Source organism: Pseudomonas sp. GW821-FHT09E04 (assembly GCF_059416185.1).
On record NZ_JBWKOR010000002.1, the window covers coordinates 461573 to 482136 of the forward strand.

Here is a 20564-nt window from a genome sequence, read left to right on the forward strand (position 1 = left end):
CTGCTCGCGATAGCACTGTCACCTGCGGCTTTCAGCCTGCCGCCAGAATTCGCCCGCTGCTGACCACCGTCGCATACTCCCCGTGCAGATTCCCCAGCGACATCCCGTGCACCTCTTCTGCCGAACGCGGCGTGCCGAAATAATCGGCCTTGTCGAAGGTAAAGCACGCATCCTCCGCCACCCACGCATCAAACCCCAGATTGCCCGCAGTGCGCGCCGTGGACTCCACTGAGTTGTTGGTGGCCACGCCGACGATCACCAGTTGCTCGATTCCCGCCTCACGCAACTTCGCTTCAAGCTTTGTTGCACAAAACGCGTCCGGCACCTGTTTCCGGATCAGCCATTCGCCGTCCTGCGGCAAAAACCTTTCCTGAAATTCCACACCTGACTGCTCGGGCCAGAACACCGATTCCGGCGAGTGTGACAAGTGCTGCACGTGGATCACCGGCCGGCCGCTGCGCCGCCAAAAGTTCAGCAAGTCGAGGATTCGCTCTTCGGCCAACGGATTATTCCGCCGCCCCAGACGCGGCTCCAGAATGCCTTTTTGCTGGTCGATGATGATCAGTGCAGCGTTGGCCTTAAGCTCCATGGCGATTTTTCTCACGCGGGGTCATTGAATTTCCCGCACTTGAGCATCACTTCCTGTCACTAGGCAAGCTATCGAACGCACACAGGACAACCTGAAGCCGGCGTTTGCTGTCCGCACGTAAGCCATTTTCCTGATTTGGAGCTTTCCATGATCGACCTGTATTACTGGACCACGCCCAACGGCCACAAGATTTCCCTGTTCCTCGAAGAGGCCGGCCTGCGCTACAACGTGCACCCGATCAACATCAGCCAGGGCGAGCAGTTCCAGCCACACTTCCTGAAGATCGCTCCGAACAATCGCATCCCGGCCATCGTCGACCCTGAACCGGCCGATGGCGGCGAGCCGTTGTCGCTGTTCGAGTCCGGGGCGATTCTTTTGTACCTCGCGGAAAAGACCGGAAAGTTCCTGCCCCAGGACCTGCGTGGTCGCCAGGTGGCGCTGCAATGGCTGTTCTGGCAGATGGGCGGGCTGGGGCCGATGGCCGGGCAGAACCATCACTTCAGCCAGTTCGCCCCGGAAAAAATCCCCTACGCGATCAAACGCTACATCGATGAAACCGCCCGTTTGTACGGGGTGCTGGACAAGCAACTGGCCCACAATGAGTTCGTCGCCGGCAGCGAATACAGCATCGCCGACATGGCGATCTACCCGTGGATCGTCTCCCACAAATGGCAGAGCCAGAACCTGGAAGACTTCCCGAATGTGCAGCGCTGGTTCAACCACATCAAGGATCGCCCGGCGACCGTGAAGGCCTACGCGCTGGTGCAGAAGATCAATCCGCCGAAGGCCTGAGTCACCCGGCCTGATCGTTCCCGTACGCGGGAACGATCAACGGGAAGAAATAACCGCTCGCCCCGCTTGCGCGGCCCCCTCCTGCTCACTAACGTAGCGGCTTTATTGCGCCCCCAGCCTCTACACCCCCGCAGGAGCTTTGCCATGGCCTCGCCAGCCCTTTCACATTTTCTTCCCCGGTTCGGCGTTGCCGCAGCAGTGACCGGTGTCTTGAGCCTCTCCGGTTGCCAGACCTGGAACGCTCAGGACACCCTCCCGCCCACCTCCGGCGTACAGCCGCTCAAGGGCCTGGCGCAGAACGTTTCGGTACGACGCAATGCCATGGGCATGCCGCTGATCGAAAGCAACAGCTTCCACGACGCGCTGTTCGCCCTCGGCTATGTGCACGCCAGCGACCGCATCAATCAGATGGTCACCCTGCGCCTGCTGGCCCAGGGTCGTCTGGCGGAAATGTCCGGCGCGTCGATGCTCGACGCCGACCGCTACATGCGCGCCGTCAACCTGAAGAAAAGCGCCGGCGAGCTGTACAAGGCTTCGTCGCCACGGCTCAAGCGCTTCTTCGAGGTCTATGCGCGGGGCGTCAACGCCTACCTGTTCCGCTACGCCGACAAGTTGCCGGGTGATCTGGCCTCCAGTGGCTACAAGCCGGAGTACTGGAAACCGGAAGATTCGGCGCTTATTTTCTGCCTGTTGAACTTCAGCCAGTCGGCCAACCTGCCGGAAGAAATTGCTTCGCTGGTGCTGGCGCAGACCGTCACCACCGACAAACTCGCCTGGCTGACCCCGTCCGCCCCTGACGAAAACCTGCCGGTAGCCGAAGCCGACAAGTTGCAAGGCATCAAGCTCAACGGGCAGATTCCCGGCCTGAGCGAACTGAGCAACGCCAGCGAACAACTGGCGGCGATGAACCTGCTCGGCGCCAGCACTGCGAACAACTGGGCGATTGCCCCGCAACGCAGCCGCAGCGGCAAGAGCCTGCTGGCCAGCGACAGTCATGGGCCGCTGGCCGCGCCGTCGCTGTGGAGTTTCGTGCAGATTCACGCACCGAAATATCAGGCCGCCGGCGTGACCGTCGCCGGTCTGCCGATGGTGCTGGGCGGATTCAACGGCAAAGTGGCGTGGAGCCTGACCAGCGTGTTCGGCGACAACCAGGACCTGTTCCTGGAAAAAATCCGTCGCCAGGGCAGCAGCCTGACCTACGAGGTCAACGGCAAATGGCAGCCACTGGGCGTGCGCAACGAAACCTATTTCGTCAAAGGCCAGCGGCCGATTCGCGAAGCGGTGTACGAAACCCGCCACGGCGCGCTGCTCAACAGCGCCCAGGCCGCAGCTCAAGGCGCAGGTTTCGGCCTGGCCTTACAGACCCCGAGCTTCACCGACGACAAATCCCTCGATGCGTTTTTCGATCTGAGTCGCGCGCAAACCGTTGAACGCGCCTCCGACGCCAGCCGGGAAATCCGCGCCATCGCGCTGAACCTGGTGTTTGCCGATGCCAGCAACATTGGCTGGCAAGTCACCGGTCGATTCCCGAACCGCCGCGAAGGCGAAGGCCTGCTGCCATCGCCGGGCTGGGAAGGTCGCTACGACTGGGACGGTTACGCCGACCCGATGCTGCACCCGTACGATCAGGACCCGAGCCAGGGCTGGCTCGGCACCGCCAACCAGCGCGTCATTCCTCACGGCTACGGCATGCAACTGTCCAACTCCTGGGCAGCGCCGGAACGTGGCGAGCGCCTGGCCGAACTGGCCGGCGGCGCCAAGCATGACGGTCGCAGCATGATCGCCATGCAGTACGACCAGACCACCACCTTCGCCGCCAAGCTGAAGAAGATGTTCGAAGCCCCGGGCATGGCGCAGCCGCTGAAACAGGCGATCGACGCTCTGCCGGAAGCGGACCGCAGCAAGGCCCGCGAGGCCTACACCCGTCTGATGGCGTTCGACGGCAAGCTCAGCCCGACTTCCGCTGACGCGGCGATCTACGAGCTGTTCCTGCAGGAAAGCATGAAGCAGATCTTCCTCGACGAGCTTGGCCCGCAAAGCAGCCCGGCGTGGAAGGCGTTTATCGCCAATGGCGATCTGTCCTACGCCGCCCAGGCCGACCACCTGCTGGGCCGCGAAGACAGTCCGTTCTGGGACGACGCCCGCACGCCGCAAAAAGAAGACAAACCGGCCATCCTCGCCCGCAGTCTGGCAGCGGCGATCAGCGCCGGCGACAGTCAGTTGGGTGGCGATCACAAAGCCTGGCAGTGGGGCAAACTGCACCGCTACGAGTGGAAGAATGCCAACGGCCAGACCGTTCGCGGCCCGCTCGCGGCCGGTGGCGATCACACGACGCTGAATACGGCGGCGTTTGCCTGGGGTCAGGACTTCAACACCACCCGTGCGCCATCGATGCGCTTTATCGTCGACTTCGGTCAGAGCGAACCGCTGATGGGCCAGAACGGTACGGGGCAATCGGGTAACCCGGTGAGCCCGAACTACTTGAACGGCATCGATCCGTGGCTCAAGGGCCAGTACATCGGGTTGCCGATGCAGCCGCAGAACTTTGATCGGGTGTATGGCAAGACGCGGTTGACCCTCACTCCCGGCAAGTAACCCCCCATGATCGTTCCCACGCTCCGCGTGGGAACGATCATGGGGTATCCGCAAAATCAATCGAACTTCTGACTTCGCGCAAACCTCATAGCTAACAAGTCCCTCCATTCCGGTAACGCCATGGACCTTGTTATCGCCCGCCCCGAAGGCCTGTACTGCCCTGCCGGGGATTTCTACATTGATCCGTGGCGCCCGGTCGAACGCGCGGTGATCACTCATGCCCATGGCGATCACGCCCGCACCGGCAACGCACACTATCTGGCCGCCAGCGCCGGCGAAGGGATTCTGCGCGCGCGACTGGGTCAGGACATCAACCTGCAAACGCTCGAGTACGGCCAGCGCCTGAGCCACCACGGCGTCACCTTGAGTTTTCACCCCGCCGGGCACGTTCTGGGTTCGGCTCAGGTACGTCTGGAATACGGCGGCGAAGTCTGGGTCGCGTCCGGCGACTACAAGATCGAACCCGATGGCACCTGTGCGCCCTTCGAGCCAGTGCGTTGCCACACCTTCATCACCGAATCGACCTTCGGCCTGCCGATCTATCGCTGGCAGCCGCAGGCACAGGTGTTTGGCGAAATAAACCAGTGGTGGCAAGCGAATATAGAGGCCGGCAAGACCAGCGTGCTGTTCTGCTATTCCTTCGGCAAAGCCCAGCGAATCCTGCACGGCATCGACGAAACCCTCGGCCCGATCCTCAGCCACGGCGCGGTGGAACCGCTGAACCGGGTCTATCGCGAGGCCGGCGTGTATCTGCCACCGACGATCTACGTCGGTGACGTGAAGAAAAACGATCCGTTGCTGCGTCAGGCGCTGGTCATCGCCCCGCCCTCGGCCGGTGGCAGCAGCTGGATGCGACGTTTCGGCGACTACAGCGACAGTTTCGCCAGTGGCTGGATGCGCCTGCGCGGTACCCGTCGGCGGCGCGGCGTGGATCGCGGCTTCGTGCTCTCGGATCACGCCGACTGGCCCGGCCTGTTGTGGGCCATCGAACAGACCGGCGCCGAACGGGTGATGGTCACCCACGGATCGATCGGCGTGCTGGTCCGCCACCTGCGCGAACAAGGGCTGGACGCCCAAGGCTTCAACACCGAATACGGTGACGACGAACAAGACAACATCGCCGTCGAACCCGCCGTTGCCGAGGTGCAACCATGAAAGACTTCGCCGGGTTGTACGCCGAACTCGATGCCACCACCTCCAGCAAGGCGAAACTCGCGGCCATGCAGACCTTCTTCGCCACGGCGGCACCGGAGGATGCGGCCTGGGCGGTGTACTTTCTGTCGGGCGGACGACCACGGCAACTGATCCCGGTGCGAATCCTGCGTGATCTGGCGGTCGAGGTGTCCGGGCTCGAGCCGTGGCTGTTCGAAGAGAGCTATCAAGCCGTCGGCGATCTGGCGGAAACCATCTCGCTGGTGTTGCCGGAAAATCCGCACACCTCCGAGGCCGGTCTCGCCGAATGGATCGAACAGAAACTGCTGCCGCTACGGGGTGAAACCCCGGAGTACCTGGCCCGACAGTTGCCGGCACTGTGGGCGCAACTCGACCGGCCGAGCCTGATGCTGTGCATCAAACTGATCACCGGCAGTTTTCGGGTCGGCGTGTCCAAACTGCTGGTGACCCGCGCCCTCGCGTCGATGGCCGGACTGGACAGCAAACGCGTGGCGCAACGATTGGTGGGTTACACCGATCTGTCCAACCGGCCGAACGCCGCCAGTTACCTGAAACTGATCGCCCCCGAATCCAGCACCGAGCACGCCCAACGGGGCGGTCAGCCTTATCCGTTCTTTCTCGCCCACGGTCTGTCGCAACCGGTCGAACAGTTCGAAGCCCTGCTCGGCCCGGCCAGCAACTGGCAAGTTGAATGGAAGTGGGACGGCATCCGCGCGCAAGTGATCAAGCGTGATGGACGCCTGTGGATCTGGTCCCGTGGCGAAGAACTGGTAACCGAGCGCTTCCCCGAACTCGACACCCTTGTCCACGGTTTGCCCGACGGCACGGTGATCGACGGCGAAATCGTGGTCTGGAAAAACTCGCATCCCACCACCGAAGATGTGTTCGACCCGCAATCGACGGCGCCACCGGCGGTACAACCCTTTGCCCTGCTCCAGCAACGGATCGGTCGCAAGACACTGGACAAAAAGATCCTCGAAGACGTGCCTGTGGTCGTCCTCGCCTACGACTTGCTGGAGTGGCAGGGCGAAGACTGGCGCAACCAACCCCAATCCCGACGCCGCGAACAACTGGAGCGCGTCATCGCGCAGTGCAACAACCCGGTGCTGCTGCCCTCCCCGGTGCTGACCGGCAGCGACTGGTTCGACCTCGCCCGCCAGCGCGAAGCCTCCCGGCGACTGGGCGTCGAGGGCATGATGCTCAAGGCCCGGGACGCGATGTACGGCGTCGGTCGCACCAAGGACATGGGCGTGTGGTGGAAATGGAAAGTCGACCCGTTCAGCGTCGACGCGGTGCTGATCTACGCCCAGCGCGGGCATGGCCGGCGCGCCAGCCTGTACAGCGATTACACCTTCGCGGTATGGGACGGCCCGCCCGGCGCCAGCCCGCGCGCACTGGTGCCCTTCGCCAAGGCCTATTCCGGGCTCTCGGACTCGGAAATGCGCGAAGTCGACAGCATCGTGCGCAAGACCACCGTGGAAAAATTCGGCCCGGTCAGCAGCGTGACGCCCAGCCTGGTCTTCGAGCTGGGTTTCGAAGGCATCGCCCTGTCGCGCCGGCACAAGAGCGGCATCGCCGTGCGCTTTCCGCGCATGCTGCGCTGGCGCCAGGACAAGACCGTCGACGAAGCGGACAGTCTGGCGACCTTGCAGGATCTGCTGTTCTGATTCCTGTCCCGTAAAAGCCCTTCCTGCGCTTAAAAGGTGCAACGCTTTTTCGGTGCCCGTTTTCGGGCACTGTTGCGGCTGCGCCCTCACTTCCTACACCTTTTAAAACACTTGTTCGGGACTCTGGTTCGGAAATTGCTACTTTCTATAAGTCGTAAGCGTTCCAGTAACAATAATTCTGCGCCACAAGCGCTCATATTGGTTCTTAGGGATTGAATAATGAAAAAAGCATTGCTGACCCTTTCTGCACTGGCGTTGTGCATGGCCGCCGGTTCCGCACTGGCCAAGGAATACAAAGAGCTGCGTTTTGGCGTTGACCCTTCCTACGCACCGTTCGAGTCGAAAGCGGCCGATGGCAGTCTGGTGGGCTTTGACATCGACCTGGGCAACGCGATCTGCGCCGAGCTGAAGGTCAAGTGCAAATGGGTCGAAAGCGACTTCGACGGCATGATTCCGGGCCTCAAGGCCAATAAATTCGACGGTGTGATCTCGTCGATGACCGTCACCGAAGCCCGCGAAAAAGTCATCGACTTCTCCAGCGAGCTGTTCTCCGGCCCGACTGCGTATGTGTCGAAGAAAGGTTCGGGCATCACCAACGACGTGGCCTCCCTGAAAGGCAAAACCGTCGGCTACGAGCAAGGCACCATTCAGGAAGCCTATGCCAAAGCCGTGCTGGACAAGGCCGGCGTGAAAACCCAGGCCTACGCCAACCAGGATCAGGTGTATTCCGACCTGACTTCCGGCCGTCTCGATGCGGGTATTCAGGACATGCTGCAGGCCGAACTGGGCTTTCTGAAGTCGCCGCAGGGCGCCGAATATGCAGTCAGCGAGCCGGTTGACGCACCGTTGCTGCCAGCCAAAACCGCTGTCGGTATTAAGAAAGGTAACACCGAGCTGAAAGCGCTTTTGGATAAAGGTATCAAAGCGTTACACGACGACGGCAAATACGCCGAGATTCAAAAGAAACACTTTGGCGATCTGAATCTGTACAGCGGCAAATAATGCCCCGGCGCCCATCCTCGATGGGCGCCTTTTTCATTCAGTCAGGTTGCTGATTTATGTTCGAAAACCTCTTACAAAATCTGGGGCTCTCCGCCTTCAGCCTCAAGGGCTTCGGTCCTTTGCTGTTGGAAGGCACCTGGATGACCATCAAATTATCGGCGTTGTCGCTGCTGGTGGCCGTGTTGCTCGGCCTGCTCGGTGCCAGTGCCAAGCTGTCAAAAGTCAAACTGCTGCGCCTGCCTGCCCAGCTCTACACCACGCTGATTCGCGGGGTGCCGGACCTGGTGCTGATGTTGTTGATCTTCTACAGCCTGCAAACCTGGCTGACGACGCTCACCGACTACATGGAATGGGAATACATCGAAATCAATCCGTTCAGCGCCGGGGTCCTGACCCTGGGCTTTATCTACGGTGCTTATTTCACCGAAACCTTCCGTGGCGCGATCCTCGCCGTACCGCGTGGCCAGGTTGAAGCCGCCACTGCGTACGGGCTCAAGCGCGGACAGCGTTTTCGCTACGTGGTGTTCCCGCAAATGATGCGTTTCGCCCTGCCCGGCATCGGCAACAACTGGATGGTGATGCTCAAGGCCACCGCGCTGGTCTCGATCATCGGCCTGGCCGATCTGGTCAAGGCTGCCCAGGACGCCGGTAAAAGCAGCTATCAACTGTTCTACTTCCTGGTACTCGCCGCCTTGATCTATCTGCTGATCACCAGTGCTTCCAACATCATCCTGCGCTGGCTCGAACGCCGCTACGCCGCTGGTGCCCGGGAGGCCGTACGATGATCGAACTCCTGCAGGACTACTGGAAAGCCTTCCTTTATACCGACGGCCAGAACATCACCGGGCTGGCGATGACGATGTGGTTGCTCAGCGCTTCGATCTTCTTCGGTTTCATCGTGTCGATTCCGCTGTCGATCGCCCGTGTCTCGTCGCACTTCTACATCCGCTGGCCGGTGCAGTTCTACACCTACCTGTTCCGTGGCACGCCGCTCTATATCCAGCTGCTGATCTGCTACACCGGCATCTACAGCCTGGCCGCCGTGCGCGCCCAGCCGCTGCTCGACAGTTTCTTTCGCGATGCGATGAACTGCACGATCCTCGCCTTTGCCCTCAACACCTGCGCCTACACCACGGAGATCTTCGCCGGGGCGATCCGCAGCATGAACCACGGCGAAGTCGAAGCGGCCAAGGCCTACGGCCTGACCGGCTGGAAGCTCTATGCCTACGTGATCATGCCGTCGGCACTGCGTCGCTCGTTGCCGTACTACAGCAACGAAGTGATCCTGATGCTGCACTCGACCACCGTGGCCTTCACCGCGACCATCCCGGACATTCTGAAAGTCGCGCGGGACGCCAACTCGGCGACCTTCCTGACGTTCCAGTCGTTCGGCATCGCCGCGCTGATCTACCTGACCATCACCTTTGCGCTGGTCGGCCTGTTCCGCCTCGCCGAACGCCGATGGCTGGCCTTCCTCGGGCCGACTCACTAGGACCTCTCTGCAATGCGCCACCAGATACATGACCTGCTGGCCCCGCTGCCGGGGACCGCGCGACAGATTCACAGCTTCCACTTCGGCCCGGACAAGGCCAAAGGCAAAATCTACATCCAGTCCTCGCTGCACGCCGACGAACTGCCCGGCATGCTCGTGGCCTGGCACCTCAAGCAGCGCCTGGCGGAGCTGGAAGCCGCCGGCCGCCTGCGCAGTGAAATCGTGCTGGTGCCGGTAGCCAACCCGGTCGGCCTCGAACAGGTGCTGATGGACGTGCCGCTGGGCCGCTACGAACTGGAGAGCGGGCAGAACTTCAACCGCTGGTTCGTCGACCTCAGCGAAGAGATCGGCAACGAGATCGAATCGCAGCTCTGCGACGACCCGCAGCGCAACCTGGAACTGATCCGCACCAGCCTGCGCAACGCCCTCGCCCGCCACACCGCCACGACTCAGCTGCAATCCCAGCGCCTGACCCTGCAACGGCTGGCCTGTGACGCGGACATGGTGCTGGACCTGCACTGCGATTTCGAATCCGTCGTCCACCTTTACACCACGCCCGAGGCCTGGCCGCAGGTCGAGCCGCTGGCGCGCTACATCGAGTCCCGGGCAAGCCTGCTGGCGACCGACTCCGGCGGCCAGTCGTTCGATGAGTGCTTCACCCTGCTGTGGTGGCAATTGAAGGAACGCTTCGGCGAACACTTCGAGATTCCGCTGGGCAGTTTCTCGGTAACGGTCGAGTTGCGTGGTCAAGGGGACGTCACTCATCCACTGGCCAGCCGTGACTGCGAAGCCTTGCTCGATTACCTGATCCACTTCGGCGCCATCGCCGGCGAGCCGAAACCGCTGCCGCATTTGCTGTTCCCCGCCACGCCGCTGGCGGGTGTGGAGCCGGTGGTGACACCGCTCGGCGGGTTGCTGGTGTACACCGCCACACCCGGCCAGCACCTGGAAGCCGGGCAGAAAATCGCCGAAATCATTGACCCGATCACCGACCGGGTCACGCCAGTCCATTGCACCGCTTCCGGTCTGCTCTATGCCCGCTCGCTGCGGCGCATGGCGACGGCCGGCATGGTGATCGCCCACGTCGCGGGCGCCGAAGCCTATCGCAGCGGCTACTTACTTTCGCCTTGAGGATGCCTGTCCCATGTACAAACTGACCGTAGAAGGCCTGCACAAAAGCTATGGCGACCATCAGGTGCTCAAAGGCGTTTCGCTCAAGGCCAAGACCGGTGACGTGATCAGTCTGATCGGCGCCAGCGGCTCGGGCAAAAGCACCTTTTTGCGCTGCATCAACTTTCTCGAACAACCCAACGACGGCGCGATGAGCCTCGACGGCCAGGCGATCCGCATGGTCACCGACCGCCACGGCATGCACGTCGCCGACGCCAATGAACTGCAACGCCTGCGCACGCGGCTGGCGATGGTGTTCCAGCACTTCAACCTGTGGAGCCACATGACCGTGCTGGAGAACATCACCATGGCCCCGCGCCGGGTGCTGGGCTGCAGCAAACAGGAGGCCGACGACCGCGCCCGTCGTTATCTGGACAAGGTTGGCTTGCCGGCACGGGTGGCCGATCAGTACCCGGCCTTCCTGTCCGGCGGCCAGCAGCAACGGGTGGCCATTGCCCGCGCGTTGGCGATGGAGCCGGAGGTCATGCTGTTCGACGAGCCGACCTCGGCACTCGACCCGGAGCTGGTCGGCGAAGTGCTGAAGGTGATTCAGGGCCTGGCCGAAGAAGGCCGGACCATGATCATGGTGACCCACGAGATGAGTTTTGCGCGCAAGGTGTCGAGCCAGGTGCTGTTCCTGCACCAAGGGCTGGTGGAAGAAGAAGGCGCGCCGGAGGAAGTGCTGGGTAATCCGAAGAGCGAACGCCTGAAGCAGTTTCTCAGCGGCAACCTCAAGTAAGCCCGCTGCCCTGCCGGCACGGTCCCCATAACGAAATATGGCCCGTCGGCTGAAGTCTTTCAGGACATCAGCCGACGGGCCATGCATTCACTCACGGATCAGGCAACGGGCGCAGGTGGCGGTTTATCCGGCAACGTAGGCTCGCCGGGTTCGGTCGGCTCTTCGTTGGGGGTATCGGGATCAGGCTGGTGAGGGATTCCGCCGGCCGTGGTGATGGGCGGGTGTGCCAGCAACGACCAGGCCAATACGCCAACCTGATTGGGCTCGAGCCTTGCCAGTTCGGCAGTGATTTGCGGATCGATCTTCATGGAGCACTCCTCGGCGAAGGCCCGTTGCGCTGTTCGCGAAACGGGCAGTACACCCCATAGAGTGTCTACCCGCCGAAGAATTCCCGGTAACTGCCGGATGGACGGCTCAGGTGCGGGGCAGGGTCACGCCACGTTGGCCCTGGTACTTGCCGGCACGGTCCTTGTAGGAGACTTCGCATTCCTCGTCGGATTCGAGGAACAACATCTGTGCCACACCTTCATTGGCGTAGATCTTCGCCGGCAGGTTGGTGGTGTTCGAGAACTCCAGGGTCACCTGGCCTTCCCACTCAGGCTCGAGCGGGGTGACGTTGACGATGATGCCGCAACGGGCGTAGGTGCTTTTACCCAGGCAGATGGTCAGGACATTGCGCGGAATACGGAAGTATTCAACGGTCGTGGCCAGGGCGAAGGAGTTCGGCGGGATGATGCAGACGTCACTGTGAACGTCGACGAAGCTGCCGGCGTCGAAGTTTTTCGGATCGACGATGGCCGAATTGATGTTGGTGAACACCTTGAAATGATTGGTGCAACGCACATCGTAGCCGTAGCTCGACACACCGTAGGAGATCACACGGCTGTCGTCGCTGCCGCGCACCTGGCGCTCGACGAACGGCTCGATCATGCCGTGTTCCTGCGCCATGCGGCGAATCCACTTGTCCGATTTGATGCTCATGGCGGGGTGTCCTGAATAGCGAGGTGGAAAAAATCTGTCCGGCATCTTACCGGGCGCGCCGCCGGGTTCAAAGTCCGGGCTGCAATTCTCGCCGAACATGCAGGAATTACGCGGCCTGGCGACGAACCGTCACACCGCCGATCCTTAAAACGGAGAAACCTTCGCAAGAAGCATTGGCACGTTCCGGAAAAAGGGTTAAGGTGGCGCCACTGTGCTGCTTGTGTCACTGAGAATCTCTACACGATATGTTGAATTTCGATCCAACCATCTACAAGAATTTTTCCTGCTCTTTGCACTCAGTCTCGGCCAGGGTTCTTCCTGAGTCGCAGTTATCTTTGTTCAAGGAGTTACACCATGTCTAATCGCCAAACCGGTACCGTTAAGTGGTTCAACGATGAAAAAGGCTTCGGCTTCATCACTCCACAATCCGGTGACGACCTGTTCGTTCACTTCAAAGCTATCCAATCCGACGGCTTCAAAAGCCTGAAAGAAGGCCAACAGGTTTCTTTCATCGCTACCCGCGGTCAGAAAGGCATGCAAGCTGAAGAAGTACAAGTTATCTAACTTGTAGCTTCTTTAGTAAAAAGCCCCGCCCTTAAAAGCGGGGCTTTTTTGTGGGCGCCTGTTTTGTACCGACAAAAAAATCGCAACCGGATGAGGGTTGCGATTCTTTTTTCTGGATGACCTTACCAGGCCACGCCGAACCCGGCGGTGTAGCGGGTCTTGTTCAGATCGGCATCCTTGGTACCACTGATGATGTCACGCTCGGCCTTGAGATTGAGCGACGCCCAGTCCGTCACCTTGTAGCGCAGGCCCACTTCCGAATCCAGCGCATAGTTGGCGACGTCCGACAGTGGCTTGCCAATCTCGCCGGTGGTGAAGAACTGCACCTTCTTGCCGATCAGGTAGCGGTTGTAGTCCCACTTCATCGCGACGGAGTAGAAGTTGTCCTTGCCGCCATCGCTGTACTCGTAGTCGGTGCGGTTGAGCAGCGAGCCGAGCGAGAACGCGCCCAGTTCGTCATCCCAGAACTGATAGCCCGGACCGGTACCGACCACCCGCTGGCGCGACAGCTCTTCGACGTAATCGCGTTTGTAGTTCAGGCGCCCCTGCCAGAACCACTTATCAGTCAGGAAGCGGTCCAGTGCGTATTCGGCACGCCAGTTGTTGGTGGTCACCACCTCATCCTGGACTTCGCGGTTGTACTCCCCCTCGGCGGTGTGTCGCCAGCGCCCGTGACGTGCAGAGGTCTTGAAGCCGATGTCGTAGTCGTCGGTGTCCTTTTCGGCGCGCTGATAATCCAGGGCCAGGTCGACATTGCCCTTCCACACGAGATCCTCGACCACGGGCTTGGGCTTGAGAATCTGCTGGATGCTCGCCAGCTCGACGGTTTTCGGCGCTTCACCGTTGGCCAGGGTGACCTTGCCATCTTCGGCGGCGGTCAGCGACTTGGCTTTCTCGCCGTTGTAGGCATCCTGCTTGACCAGTAGTTCCTGATCACTTTCCAGGGTCTTGACCTGCTTCCAGTCGATGGTGACCGCGCCGGCGTACTGGGTCTGGACCAGCAACTTGCCGCCGTCGAACAGGGTGATTTTGCCACTCAGCTTGTCACCGTTCTTCAACCAGACGGTATCGGCAAGCAAGGGCGTGGACGCACTGAAGACAGCAAGGCACAGCAGGGTTCTGGACAACATAAGCGAATCGGAAGCTCAAGTTTGCGAAAAAAGGGTCGGCATTATCCGTAGGAATAATCCCCTGACAAGGAATGACTCGGCTATTTCTGTTGAGTTCATTTCTCAATTGCCCGATCACGGATTAACCTTTAATCCATGAATCGACCCTGTTCAGGAACGGCGCACGTGACAGACCCGATACAAGCCTGCGAAAACGATCCGCAAATCCGACGCACGGCACTCTACTCGACCCTTGCCCAAGTACCTGAGGGCAAGGTCGTCAGCTATGGTCAGTTGGCTGAACTCGCCGGGTTGGGGCGCGCCGCCCGCTGGGTCGGCCGCACCCTGAGCCAATTACCCGGCGACACGAAGCTGCCCTGGCACCGGGTACTCGGTGCCGGCGGTCGGATCAGCCTGCCGGTGGGCAGCCCTTCCGGAGATGAGCAACGGGCACGATTGCGTATGGAAGGCGTTACCATCCTGAACAATCGTGTGGATATTCGGCGTCATGGCTGGCGTCCGGTAGAGCACAGCGGTTAGAGTGCGCGCTTTGTTTTCGCAATCTTGAGGCAGACTTCAGCCCATGCCCCGTAAAACCTGGCGCGCCGCGCTCGCCGCCTATGCCAGTCCTTCGACGCTCGTGCTGTTGTTGCTGGGTTTCGCCGCCGGCCTGCCGTACATGCTGGTGTTCTCGACACTTTCGGTCTGGCTGCGTGAAGCCGGTGTAGCCCGTGAGACGATCGGCTATGCCAGTCTGATCGGTCTGGCTTATGCCTTCAAATGGGTCTGGTCACCGCTGCTCGATCAATGGCGCCTGCCGTTGCTCGGCAAGCTGGGTCGACGCCGTTCGTGGCTGGTGCTTTCGCAATCGCTGGTGATCCTCGGTTTGATCGGCATGGGCTTCTGCGACCCGCAGAAACACCTGTCCTGGCTGATCGCCATCGCCGTGATCGTCGCCTTCGCCTCCGCCACCCAGGACATTGCCGTCGACGCCTATCGCCTGGAAATCGCCGAAGACAACCGCCAGGCCGCACTGGCCGCCAGTTATATGTCCGGCTATCGGGTCGCTGCCCTGCTCGCGACCGCCGGCGCCCTGTTCTTCGCCGAAGGTTTCGGCTCCACCGGGTTCAACTATCAGCATTCCGCCTGGACCGGCACCTACGTGCTGTTCGGCGCATTGATGGTCCCTGCCCTGCTGACCACACTGCTGATGCGCGAGCCGCCCGTGCCGTTGCGCACCCAGTTGCAGGCCGGGCGCTATACCTTCATGCATCAACTGATGTCGGTGTTCGTGCTGATCGTCCTGCTGGTCTCCGTACCGGCCATGTTCACCCAGCTCTACAACACCGATTTCGCCAGCGTGCTGTTCGGCACCATGAGCCCGCTGGACCTGCTGCTGGAAGACCGGGCGTTCCTGCGCGCCATCCTCTATACCCTGCTGACCGGCCTGTGCCTTTCGACCATGGGTCGTCGTGGCCTGGCGCCGGTGCTGACCCCGGTCAACGACTTCATCCTGCGCTACCGCTGGCAGGCGCTGCTGTTGCTGGGCTTGATCGCCACCTATCGGATGTCGGATACGGTCATGGGCGTCATGGCCAACGTGTTCTATATCGATCAGGGTTTCACCAAGGACCAGATCGCCAGCGTCAGCAAGATCTTCGGCCTGATCATGACGCTGGTCGGCGCAGGTATGGGCGGACTTTTGATCGTGCGCTTCGGCATCCTGCCGATCCTGTTCATTGGCGGCGCGGCGTCGGCAGGCACCAACCTGTTGTTCGTGATGCTGGCCGACATGGGCCCGAACCTGAAGATGCTGATCGTGACCATCTCCCTCGACAACTTCAGTTCGGGCATGGCCACGTCGGCGTTCGTCGCTTACCTGTCCAGCCTGACCAACCTGAAATTCTCCGCCACCCAGTACGCCCTGCTCAGCTCGATCATGCTGTTGCTGCCTCGCCTCATCGGCGGCTACTCCGGGGTGATGGTGGAGAAGTTCGGCTATCACAACTTCTTCATGATCACCGCACTACTGGGTGTCCCGACGCTCGTGCTGATCGCCTTGCACTGGTTCCAGGAGAGCCGCCGCGAAGGCCCGACGCCGACACCGGAACCCGTGCCGACGCCGGTCGCCGAAGAATCGTAAGACATCTCGCACCCGGCGGGAGGGTTCCCGCCGGGCCTGCACTTCTGTACGTCGGCAGCTCTCGCCGGTACACTGCTCCGTCATTTCCAGTCATAGCAACCGACAACGGCCAACCATGCGCACCAGTCAATTTTTGCTCGCCACACAGAAAGAAACGCCTTCCGACGCGGTCGTGATCAGCCATCAGCTGATGCTGCGCGCCGGCATGATCCGCAAACTCGCCTCGGGCCTGTACACCTGGCTGCCGATGGGCTTGCGGGTTATGCGCAAGGTAGAAGCCATCGTTCGCGAAGAGATGAACGCCGCCGGCTCTCTGGAAGTGTTGATGCCGAGCACCCAACCGGCCGAGCTGTGGCAGGAATCGGGTCGCTGGGAAGAATACGGCCCTGAGCTGCTGCGTTTCAAAGACCGTCACGGTCGCGATTTCTGCGCGGGCCCGACCCACGAAGAAGTGATCACCGATCTGATGCGCAATGAGTTGAGCAGCTACAAGCAGCTGCCAATCAACCTGTACCAGATCCAGACCAAGTTCCGTGACGAAATCCGCCCACGCTTCGGCTTGATGCGCGGCCGTGAATTCATCATGAAGGACGCATACTCGTTCCACGCCGACCAGGCGTCGCTGCAGGTCACCTATGACCGCATGCACGAGGCGTACTGCAACGTGTTCACACGTCTTGGCCTGAAATTCCGTCCGGTTGAAGCCGACAACGGCTCCATCGGTGGTGCCGGTTCCCACGAATTCCACGTACTGGCCGAGTCCGGTGAAGACGATATCGCCTTCAGCAACGGCTCCGACTACGCCGCGAACATCGAGAAAGCCGAAGCCGTACCGCGTGAAACTTCCCGCGCGGCGCCGGCCGAAGAACTGCGTCTGGTCGATACCCCGGACACCAAGACCATCGCGGCCCTGGTGGAGAAATTCAATTTGCCGATTGAAAAGACCATCAAGACCCTGATCGTGCACGCCGAAGAAGAAGGCAAGCTGATCGCCCTGGTCATCCGTGGCGACCACGAACTCAACGAAATCAAGGCTGCCCAGCAACCTGGCGTCGCCAGCCCGCTGGTCATGGCGTCCGACGCTGAACTGCGTGACGCCATCGGTGCCGGCGCCGGTTCTCTCGGCCCGCTGAACCTGCCGCTGCCAATCATCATCGACCGTTCGGTCGAGCTGATGAGCGACTTCGGCATCGGTGCCAACATCGACGACAAGCACTACTTCGGCGTGAACTGGGAGCGTGATCTGCCGGTTCCGACCGTGGCCGACCTGCGTAACGTCGTGGCCGGCGACCCAAGCCCGGACGGCAAGGGCACTCTGGACATCGCACGTGGCATCGAAGTCGGGCACATCTTCCAGCTGGGCAACAAGTACAGCAAGGCGATGAAGTGCGAAGTGCTGGGCGAGAACGGCAAGCCTGTGACCCTGGAAATGGGTTGCTACGGCATTGGCGTGTCCCGCGTGGTGGCGGCGGCCATCGAGCAGAACAACGACGAAAACGGCATCATCTGGAGCGACACCCTGGCGCCGTTCCAGATCGCCCTGGTACCGCTGCGCTATGAAACCGAGCAGGTGCGCGAAGCTACCGACAAGTTGTACGCGGAACTGACCGCGGCCGGCTTCGAAGTGCTGCTGGACGATCGCGACAAGAAAACCAGCCCGGGCATCAAGTTCGCGGACATGGAGCTGATCGGCATTCCACACCGGATCGTGGTCAGCGACCGCGGTCTCGCCGAAGGCAACCTGGAATACAAGAGCCGTACCGAAGGCCAGGCGCAAGCGCTGCCGGTTGCCGACGTACTGTCCTTCCTTCAGGCCCGTATCCGCCGCTGAAACCAGATAGAGACCTCATGTTCAAGCGAAACACCTTAGGCCTCGGAGGCGCCACCTTGTGTGGCGCCCTGCTGGTCAGCGGCTGTGCCAATCACATGTCACAGCGCAGCGAGCACGAAGAGCGGGTCGAGCGAAAGCTGCTCGATCACAGCCTGCAGATCGATGTCGGTGAGCCTAAGGTGCTTGAGCTGCCGCAACGACGCGTGAAGATCAACGAGCAGAAAACCTTCGAAGTCACCGAGTTCGAAGTCACCCGTCGTTATGACCGCTACACGCCTTACCAACCCTGGCGCGAAATCTACGAGATTCCGCTGGGTGCAGTGGCGGTGGTGGCCGGTGTCGGCGCGAATGTGGTCAACGTGTTCGCCCTCGGCACCCTGCCGGACAGCGTGACCAAGGACTGGCTGAGCTACGGATTCGCCGGGCTCAATCCGTTCATGAACGTGCAGTCCCATGGTCGTGCACAGCAGAACCTGGCCGGTATCGATGAAGTCCAGCGCGACAAGCGCATGGAGTATTCGAGCCTGCCGTGGAGCGAGCGCCCGGTACAGGTCAAGGCCGGCAAGCAGACCTTCGACATGACCACCGACCGTAACGGTGTGTTGCGCCTGAACCTGCTGGACAGTCCGTTCGCCGAGAACGATCTGAATCACGTGGGCAAACTGCAGATCAGCGTCGAAGACGCCAAGGATGACGTGCATTCCGACTCGTCCCTGACGATCAGCAGTCATCTGCGCGGCAAATTGCTGGAAGCACACGGGCTGATTTACGACGATCTGGAAGATGACGAAGTGAGCCAGTGGGTCCACCGGGTCAAGCGTCTGTCGGAATTGGGTCTTGAAGAAGAAGCCAGTGAGCTGGAGCAAAGCCTGATCGAACTGACGCGTAACGATCCCGAGTTGCAGGCTGAGTTTCTCAAGTCTCTGACCAAGGATGCCGGGCGACTGGTGGCGGATCCAGGTCCGAACTGAAAGCCGCTTTAAAGGAGCCCGAACCTGTTTCGGGCTTTTTTATGCGCGCTACCGCTCAAACAACTCCATCTGTTCAAAACCGCCGCGCAAATCCTCCAGCCGCACGCCCACCCCAAGCAGCCGCACCGGCTTGCCACCGCGATTGAATGCCTGCGTCAGCATCAATTGGTAACTGCCCAGATCCCGCCCTGCCCCCGCTTGCTCCAGCGTGGTCTGGGTGAAATCGTGAAACTTCACTTTGACGAACGGCTTGCCCGGCCGGTAACTGCTGTCGATCCGCGCCATACGGGTTTTCAGGGTTTCCAGCAGTTCAGGGAGCTTGTCCAGGCAACTGCGCAGATCCGGCAGGTCCACGTCGTAGGTGTTTTCGACGCTGATCGACTGACGACGACTGTCGTTATGCACCTGACGGTCATCTATCCCACGCGCCAGGCTCCACATCCGCTCGCCAAAACTGCCGAATTCACGCACCAGCGCCAGCTTGTCCCACTCGCGCAATTGCAGACAGTCGTTGATACCGAGCTTGCCCAGCTTGTCGGCGGTGACTTTGCCGACACCGTGCAACTTGCTCACCGGCAGACCGCTGACGAAGTCTTCGACCTGGTCCGGGGTGATGACAAACAGGCCGTTGGGTTTTTTCCAGTCACTGGCGATCTTGGCCAGAAACTTGTTCGGCGCGACGCCGGCCGAGACCGTGATGTGCAATTGATTGGAAACCCGGCGCCGAATGTCCTGGGCGATTCGCGTGGCGCTGCCACCGAAATGCGCGCTGTCCGAGACATCCAGGTAGGCCTCGTCCAGCGACAGCGGCTCGATCAGGTCGGTGTAATCGCGAAAGATCGTATGAATTTCCTTCGACGCCTCGCGATAGGCATCCATCCGCGGCTTGACGATGGTCAGGTCCGGGCACAGTTTCAAGGCATGCCCGGAAGACATCGCCGAACGAACGCCGTAAGCCCTCGCCTCATAGTTGCAGGTGGCGATCACCCCGCGTCGGTCCGCCGAACCACCGACCGCCAACGGCTTGCCGGCCAGACGCGGATCGTCCCGCATCTCGATGGCGGCGTAGAAACAGTCACAGTCGACGTGGATGATTTTTCGCTGAGTCATGGCAGAAAAGGAAACGTGGCAAGCCGGATCGGCAGTATCTCACTGACACCTGTATATAGCACCAGTGGTATGAAGCTTCTTTTCCAGCGGTAGGAAACTTCCCTTGAATTTATTTTCTCAATCGAAATCAACCCACCAATAGAGCTGAAACCCTTGCCCTGCCTGACTCGCGGCCCCATCAGCCCTACCAAAAAGTCGCTAACCAATTGAACCAGAACAGATTTTATCCGGATTGAAGGTTGACACCCCGGCGTTCCTCTGTAGAATGCCGACACACAGACGCGGGATGGAGCAGTCTGGTAGCTCGTCGGGCTCATAACCCGAAGGTCGTCGGTTCAAATCCGGCTCCCGCAACCAAACATCAAAAAAGGCTACTCGAAAGAGTGGCCTTTTTTGTGCGCGTCTGTTTTTCATTCGGGCAACCTTCCGGGCCAAACAGGAATCCTTTGCAATTCCGAAACTTACCGCCCTCCTGCGACGGATTGACGCGATTTCACGCTTATTTGACCCTTCGCGGGATTAACGGTTGACACCCCGCCGTTCGCCTGTAGAATGCCGCCACACAGACGCGGGATGGAGCAGTCTGGTAGCTCGTCGGGCTCATAACCCGAAGGTCGTCGGTTCAAATCCGGCTCC

At 60.7% G+C, this 20564-nt stretch carries 19 protein-coding genes and 2 tRNA genes; 16 read left to right on the plus strand and 5 right to left on the minus strand.

Annotation, left to right across the window (positions count from 1 at the left end):
- Positions 1-31: 31 nt before the first annotated feature.
- Positions 32-589, minus strand: coding sequence for a cysteine hydrolase family protein (locus AC07N4_RS08510; RefSeq protein WP_493065536.1), 558 nt, complete (start codon positions 587-589; stop codon positions 32-34).
- A 147-nt stretch (positions 590-736) separates the two neighbouring features.
- On the opposite strand from AC07N4_RS08510, the gene AC07N4_RS08515 reads away from it, so the two are divergent.
- The 9 genes from AC07N4_RS08515 (at position 737) to AC07N4_RS08555 (ending at position 11219) form a co-directional block, all read left to right on the plus strand.
- Entirely contained in the window at positions 737-1381 is a 645-nt protein-coding gene (locus AC07N4_RS08515) for a glutathione binding-like protein (RefSeq protein WP_493065388.1), read from the plus strand.
- 144 nt (positions 1382-1525) lie between these two features.
- Positions 1526-3976, plus strand: a complete 2451-nt coding sequence (locus AC07N4_RS08520) for a penicillin acylase family protein (RefSeq protein ID WP_493065387.1) — start codon at positions 1526-1528, stop codon at positions 3974-3976.
- A gap of 120 nt (positions 3977-4096) precedes the next feature.
- Positions 4097-5131 carry a ligase-associated DNA damage response exonuclease gene (locus AC07N4_RS08525; protein ID WP_493065386.1) on the plus strand — a complete coding sequence of 345 codons (1035 nt, stop codon included), beginning with the start codon at positions 4097-4099 and terminating at the stop codon, positions 5129-5131.
- Positions 5128-6816: an ATP-dependent DNA ligase gene (locus AC07N4_RS08530; RefSeq protein WP_493065385.1), complete on the plus strand. Its 1689-nt coding sequence runs from the start codon at positions 5128-5130 to the stop codon at positions 6814-6816. Before AC07N4_RS08525 ends, AC07N4_RS08530 begins: the two co-directional genes overlap by 4 nt.
- Before the next feature lie 219 nt (positions 6817-7035).
- Positions 7036-7818 (plus strand): transporter substrate-binding domain-containing protein, encoded by a 783-nt coding sequence (locus AC07N4_RS08535; RefSeq protein ID WP_096819543.1) that lies wholly within the window; start codon positions 7036-7038, stop codon positions 7816-7818.
- 56 nt (positions 7819-7874) lie between these two features.
- Positions 7875-8603, plus strand: coding sequence for an ABC transporter permease (locus AC07N4_RS08540; protein WP_493065384.1), 729 nt, complete (start codon positions 7875-7877; stop codon positions 8601-8603).
- Positions 8600-9310, plus strand: coding sequence for an ABC transporter permease (locus tag AC07N4_RS08545; RefSeq protein WP_096819545.1), 711 nt, complete (start codon positions 8600-8602; stop codon positions 9308-9310). The genes AC07N4_RS08540 and AC07N4_RS08545 overlap by 4 nt, the downstream gene beginning before the upstream one ends.
- A 12-nt stretch (positions 9311-9322) precedes the next feature.
- On the plus strand, positions 9323-10441 hold the full coding sequence (locus AC07N4_RS08550; RefSeq protein ID WP_493065383.1) for a succinylglutamate desuccinylase/aspartoacylase family protein: 1119 nt from the start codon (positions 9323-9325) through the stop codon (positions 10439-10441).
- A gap of 13 nt (positions 10442-10454) precedes the next feature.
- Positions 10455-11219, plus strand: coding sequence for an ABC transporter ATP-binding protein (locus AC07N4_RS08555; protein WP_096819547.1), 765 nt, complete (start codon positions 10455-10457; stop codon positions 11217-11219).
- A gap of 98 nt (positions 11220-11317) precedes the next feature.
- Here the strand turns inward: AC07N4_RS08555 and AC07N4_RS08560 are convergent, their stop codons facing one another.
- Entirely contained in the window at positions 11318-11527 is a 210-nt protein-coding gene (locus tag AC07N4_RS08560; protein WP_096819548.1) for a hypothetical protein, read from the minus strand.
- A 106-nt stretch (positions 11528-11633) separates the two neighbouring features.
- Complete coding sequence (dcd, locus tag AC07N4_RS08565) at positions 11634-12200, minus strand: dCTP deaminase (protein ID WP_007954988.1); 567 nt, start codon at positions 12198-12200, stop codon at positions 11634-11636.
- Between the two features lie 354 nt (positions 12201-12554).
- Between dcd and AC07N4_RS08570 the strand changes: the two genes are divergently transcribed.
- Positions 12555-12764 (plus strand): cold-shock protein, encoded by a 210-nt coding sequence (locus AC07N4_RS08570; protein WP_002554837.1) that lies wholly within the window; start codon positions 12555-12557, stop codon positions 12762-12764.
- 122 nt (positions 12765-12886) lie between these two features.
- Here the strand turns inward: AC07N4_RS08570 and AC07N4_RS08575 are convergent, their stop codons facing one another.
- Positions 12887-13894 (minus strand): DUF481 domain-containing protein, encoded by a 1008-nt coding sequence (locus tag AC07N4_RS08575; protein WP_249485128.1) that lies wholly within the window; start codon positions 13892-13894, stop codon positions 12887-12889.
- 135 nt (positions 13895-14029) lie between these two features.
- On the opposite strand from AC07N4_RS08575, the gene AC07N4_RS08580 reads away from it, so the two are divergent.
- From AC07N4_RS08580 to AC07N4_RS08595, 4 genes are all read left to right on the plus strand, one after another.
- Entirely contained in the window at positions 14030-14413 is a 384-nt protein-coding gene (locus AC07N4_RS08580) for an MGMT family protein (protein ID WP_170929612.1), read from the plus strand.
- 43 nt (positions 14414-14456) lie between these two features.
- The gene (locus AC07N4_RS08585) at positions 14457-16016 is read left to right on the plus strand and encodes an AmpG family muropeptide MFS transporter (protein ID WP_096819551.1); all 1560 of its coding nucleotides are present in this window, start codon (positions 14457-14459) and stop codon (positions 16014-16016) included.
- Between the two features lie 115 nt (positions 16017-16131).
- Positions 16132-17847: a proline--tRNA ligase gene (locus AC07N4_RS08590; RefSeq protein WP_102621515.1), complete on the plus strand. Its 1716-nt coding sequence runs from the start codon at positions 16132-16134 to the stop codon at positions 17845-17847.
- Between the two features lie 17 nt (positions 17848-17864).
- Positions 17865-18818, plus strand: coding sequence for a hypothetical protein (locus tag AC07N4_RS08595; RefSeq protein WP_096819553.1), 954 nt, complete (start codon positions 17865-17867; stop codon positions 18816-18818).
- Positions 18819-18866: 48 nt separating this feature from the next.
- Here AC07N4_RS08595 and dinB read toward each other — a convergent pair whose 3' ends face one another.
- A complete protein-coding gene (gene dinB, locus AC07N4_RS08600; RefSeq protein ID WP_096819554.1) occupies positions 18867-19928 on the minus strand; it encodes a DNA polymerase IV in 1062 nt (353 codons plus the stop codon).
- Positions 19929-20208: 280 nt separating this feature from the next.
- On the opposite strand from dinB, the gene AC07N4_RS08605 reads away from it, so the two are divergent.
- Positions 20209-20285, plus strand: a tRNA-Met gene (locus tag AC07N4_RS08605).
- Positions 20286-20498: 213 nt separating this feature from the next.
- Positions 20499-20564, plus strand: a tRNA-Met gene (locus AC07N4_RS08610).

Excerpts from the sequence above, each read along its gene's own strand:
- AC07N4_RS08510 (WP_493065536.1), bottom strand. The coding sequence starts at position 589 with ATGGAGCTTAAGGCCAACGCTGCACTGATCATCATCGACCAGCAAAAA.
- AC07N4_RS08515 (WP_493065388.1), top strand. The coding sequence starts at position 737 with ATGATCGACCTGTATTACTGGACCACGCCCAACGGCCACAAGATTTCC.
- AC07N4_RS08520 (WP_493065387.1), top strand. The coding sequence starts at position 1,526 with ATGGCCTCGCCAGCCCTTTCACATTTTCTTCCCCGGTTCGGCGTTGCC.
- AC07N4_RS08525 (WP_493065386.1), top strand. The coding sequence starts at position 4,097 with ATGGACCTTGTTATCGCCCGCCCCGAAGGCCTGTACTGCCCTGCCGGG.
- AC07N4_RS08530 (WP_493065385.1), top strand. The coding sequence starts at position 5,128 with ATGAAAGACTTCGCCGGGTTGTACGCCGAACTCGATGCCACCACCTCC.
- AC07N4_RS08535 (WP_096819543.1), top strand. The coding sequence starts at position 7,036 with ATGAAAAAAGCATTGCTGACCCTTTCTGCACTGGCGTTGTGCATGGCC.
- AC07N4_RS08540 (WP_493065384.1), top strand. The coding sequence starts at position 7,875 with ATGTTCGAAAACCTCTTACAAAATCTGGGGCTCTCCGCCTTCAGCCTC.
- AC07N4_RS08545 (WP_096819545.1), top strand. The coding sequence starts at position 8,600 with ATGATCGAACTCCTGCAGGACTACTGGAAAGCCTTCCTTTATACCGAC.
- AC07N4_RS08550 (WP_493065383.1), top strand. The coding sequence starts at position 9,323 with ATGCGCCACCAGATACATGACCTGCTGGCCCCGCTGCCGGGGACCGCG.
- AC07N4_RS08555 (WP_096819547.1), top strand. The coding sequence starts at position 10,455 with ATGTACAAACTGACCGTAGAAGGCCTGCACAAAAGCTATGGCGACCAT.
- AC07N4_RS08560 (WP_096819548.1), bottom strand. The coding sequence starts at position 11,527 with ATGAAGATCGATCCGCAAATCACTGCCGAACTGGCAAGGCTCGAGCCC.
- dcd (WP_007954988.1), bottom strand. The coding sequence starts at position 12,200 with ATGAGCATCAAATCGGACAAGTGGATTCGCCGCATGGCGCAGGAACAC.
- AC07N4_RS08570 (WP_002554837.1), top strand. The coding sequence starts at position 12,555 with ATGTCTAATCGCCAAACCGGTACCGTTAAGTGGTTCAACGATGAAAAA.
- AC07N4_RS08575 (WP_249485128.1), bottom strand. The coding sequence starts at position 13,894 with ATGTTGTCCAGAACCCTGCTGTGCCTTGCTGTCTTCAGTGCGTCCACG.
- AC07N4_RS08580 (WP_170929612.1), top strand. The coding sequence starts at position 14,030 with ATGAATCGACCCTGTTCAGGAACGGCGCACGTGACAGACCCGATACAA.
- AC07N4_RS08585 (WP_096819551.1), top strand. The coding sequence starts at position 14,457 with ATGCCCCGTAAAACCTGGCGCGCCGCGCTCGCCGCCTATGCCAGTCCT.
- AC07N4_RS08590 (WP_102621515.1), top strand. The coding sequence starts at position 16,132 with ATGCGCACCAGTCAATTTTTGCTCGCCACACAGAAAGAAACGCCTTCC.
- AC07N4_RS08595 (WP_096819553.1), top strand. The coding sequence starts at position 17,865 with ATGTTCAAGCGAAACACCTTAGGCCTCGGAGGCGCCACCTTGTGTGGC.
- dinB (WP_096819554.1), bottom strand. The coding sequence starts at position 19,928 with ATGACTCAGCGAAAAATCATCCACGTCGACTGTGACTGTTTCTACGCC.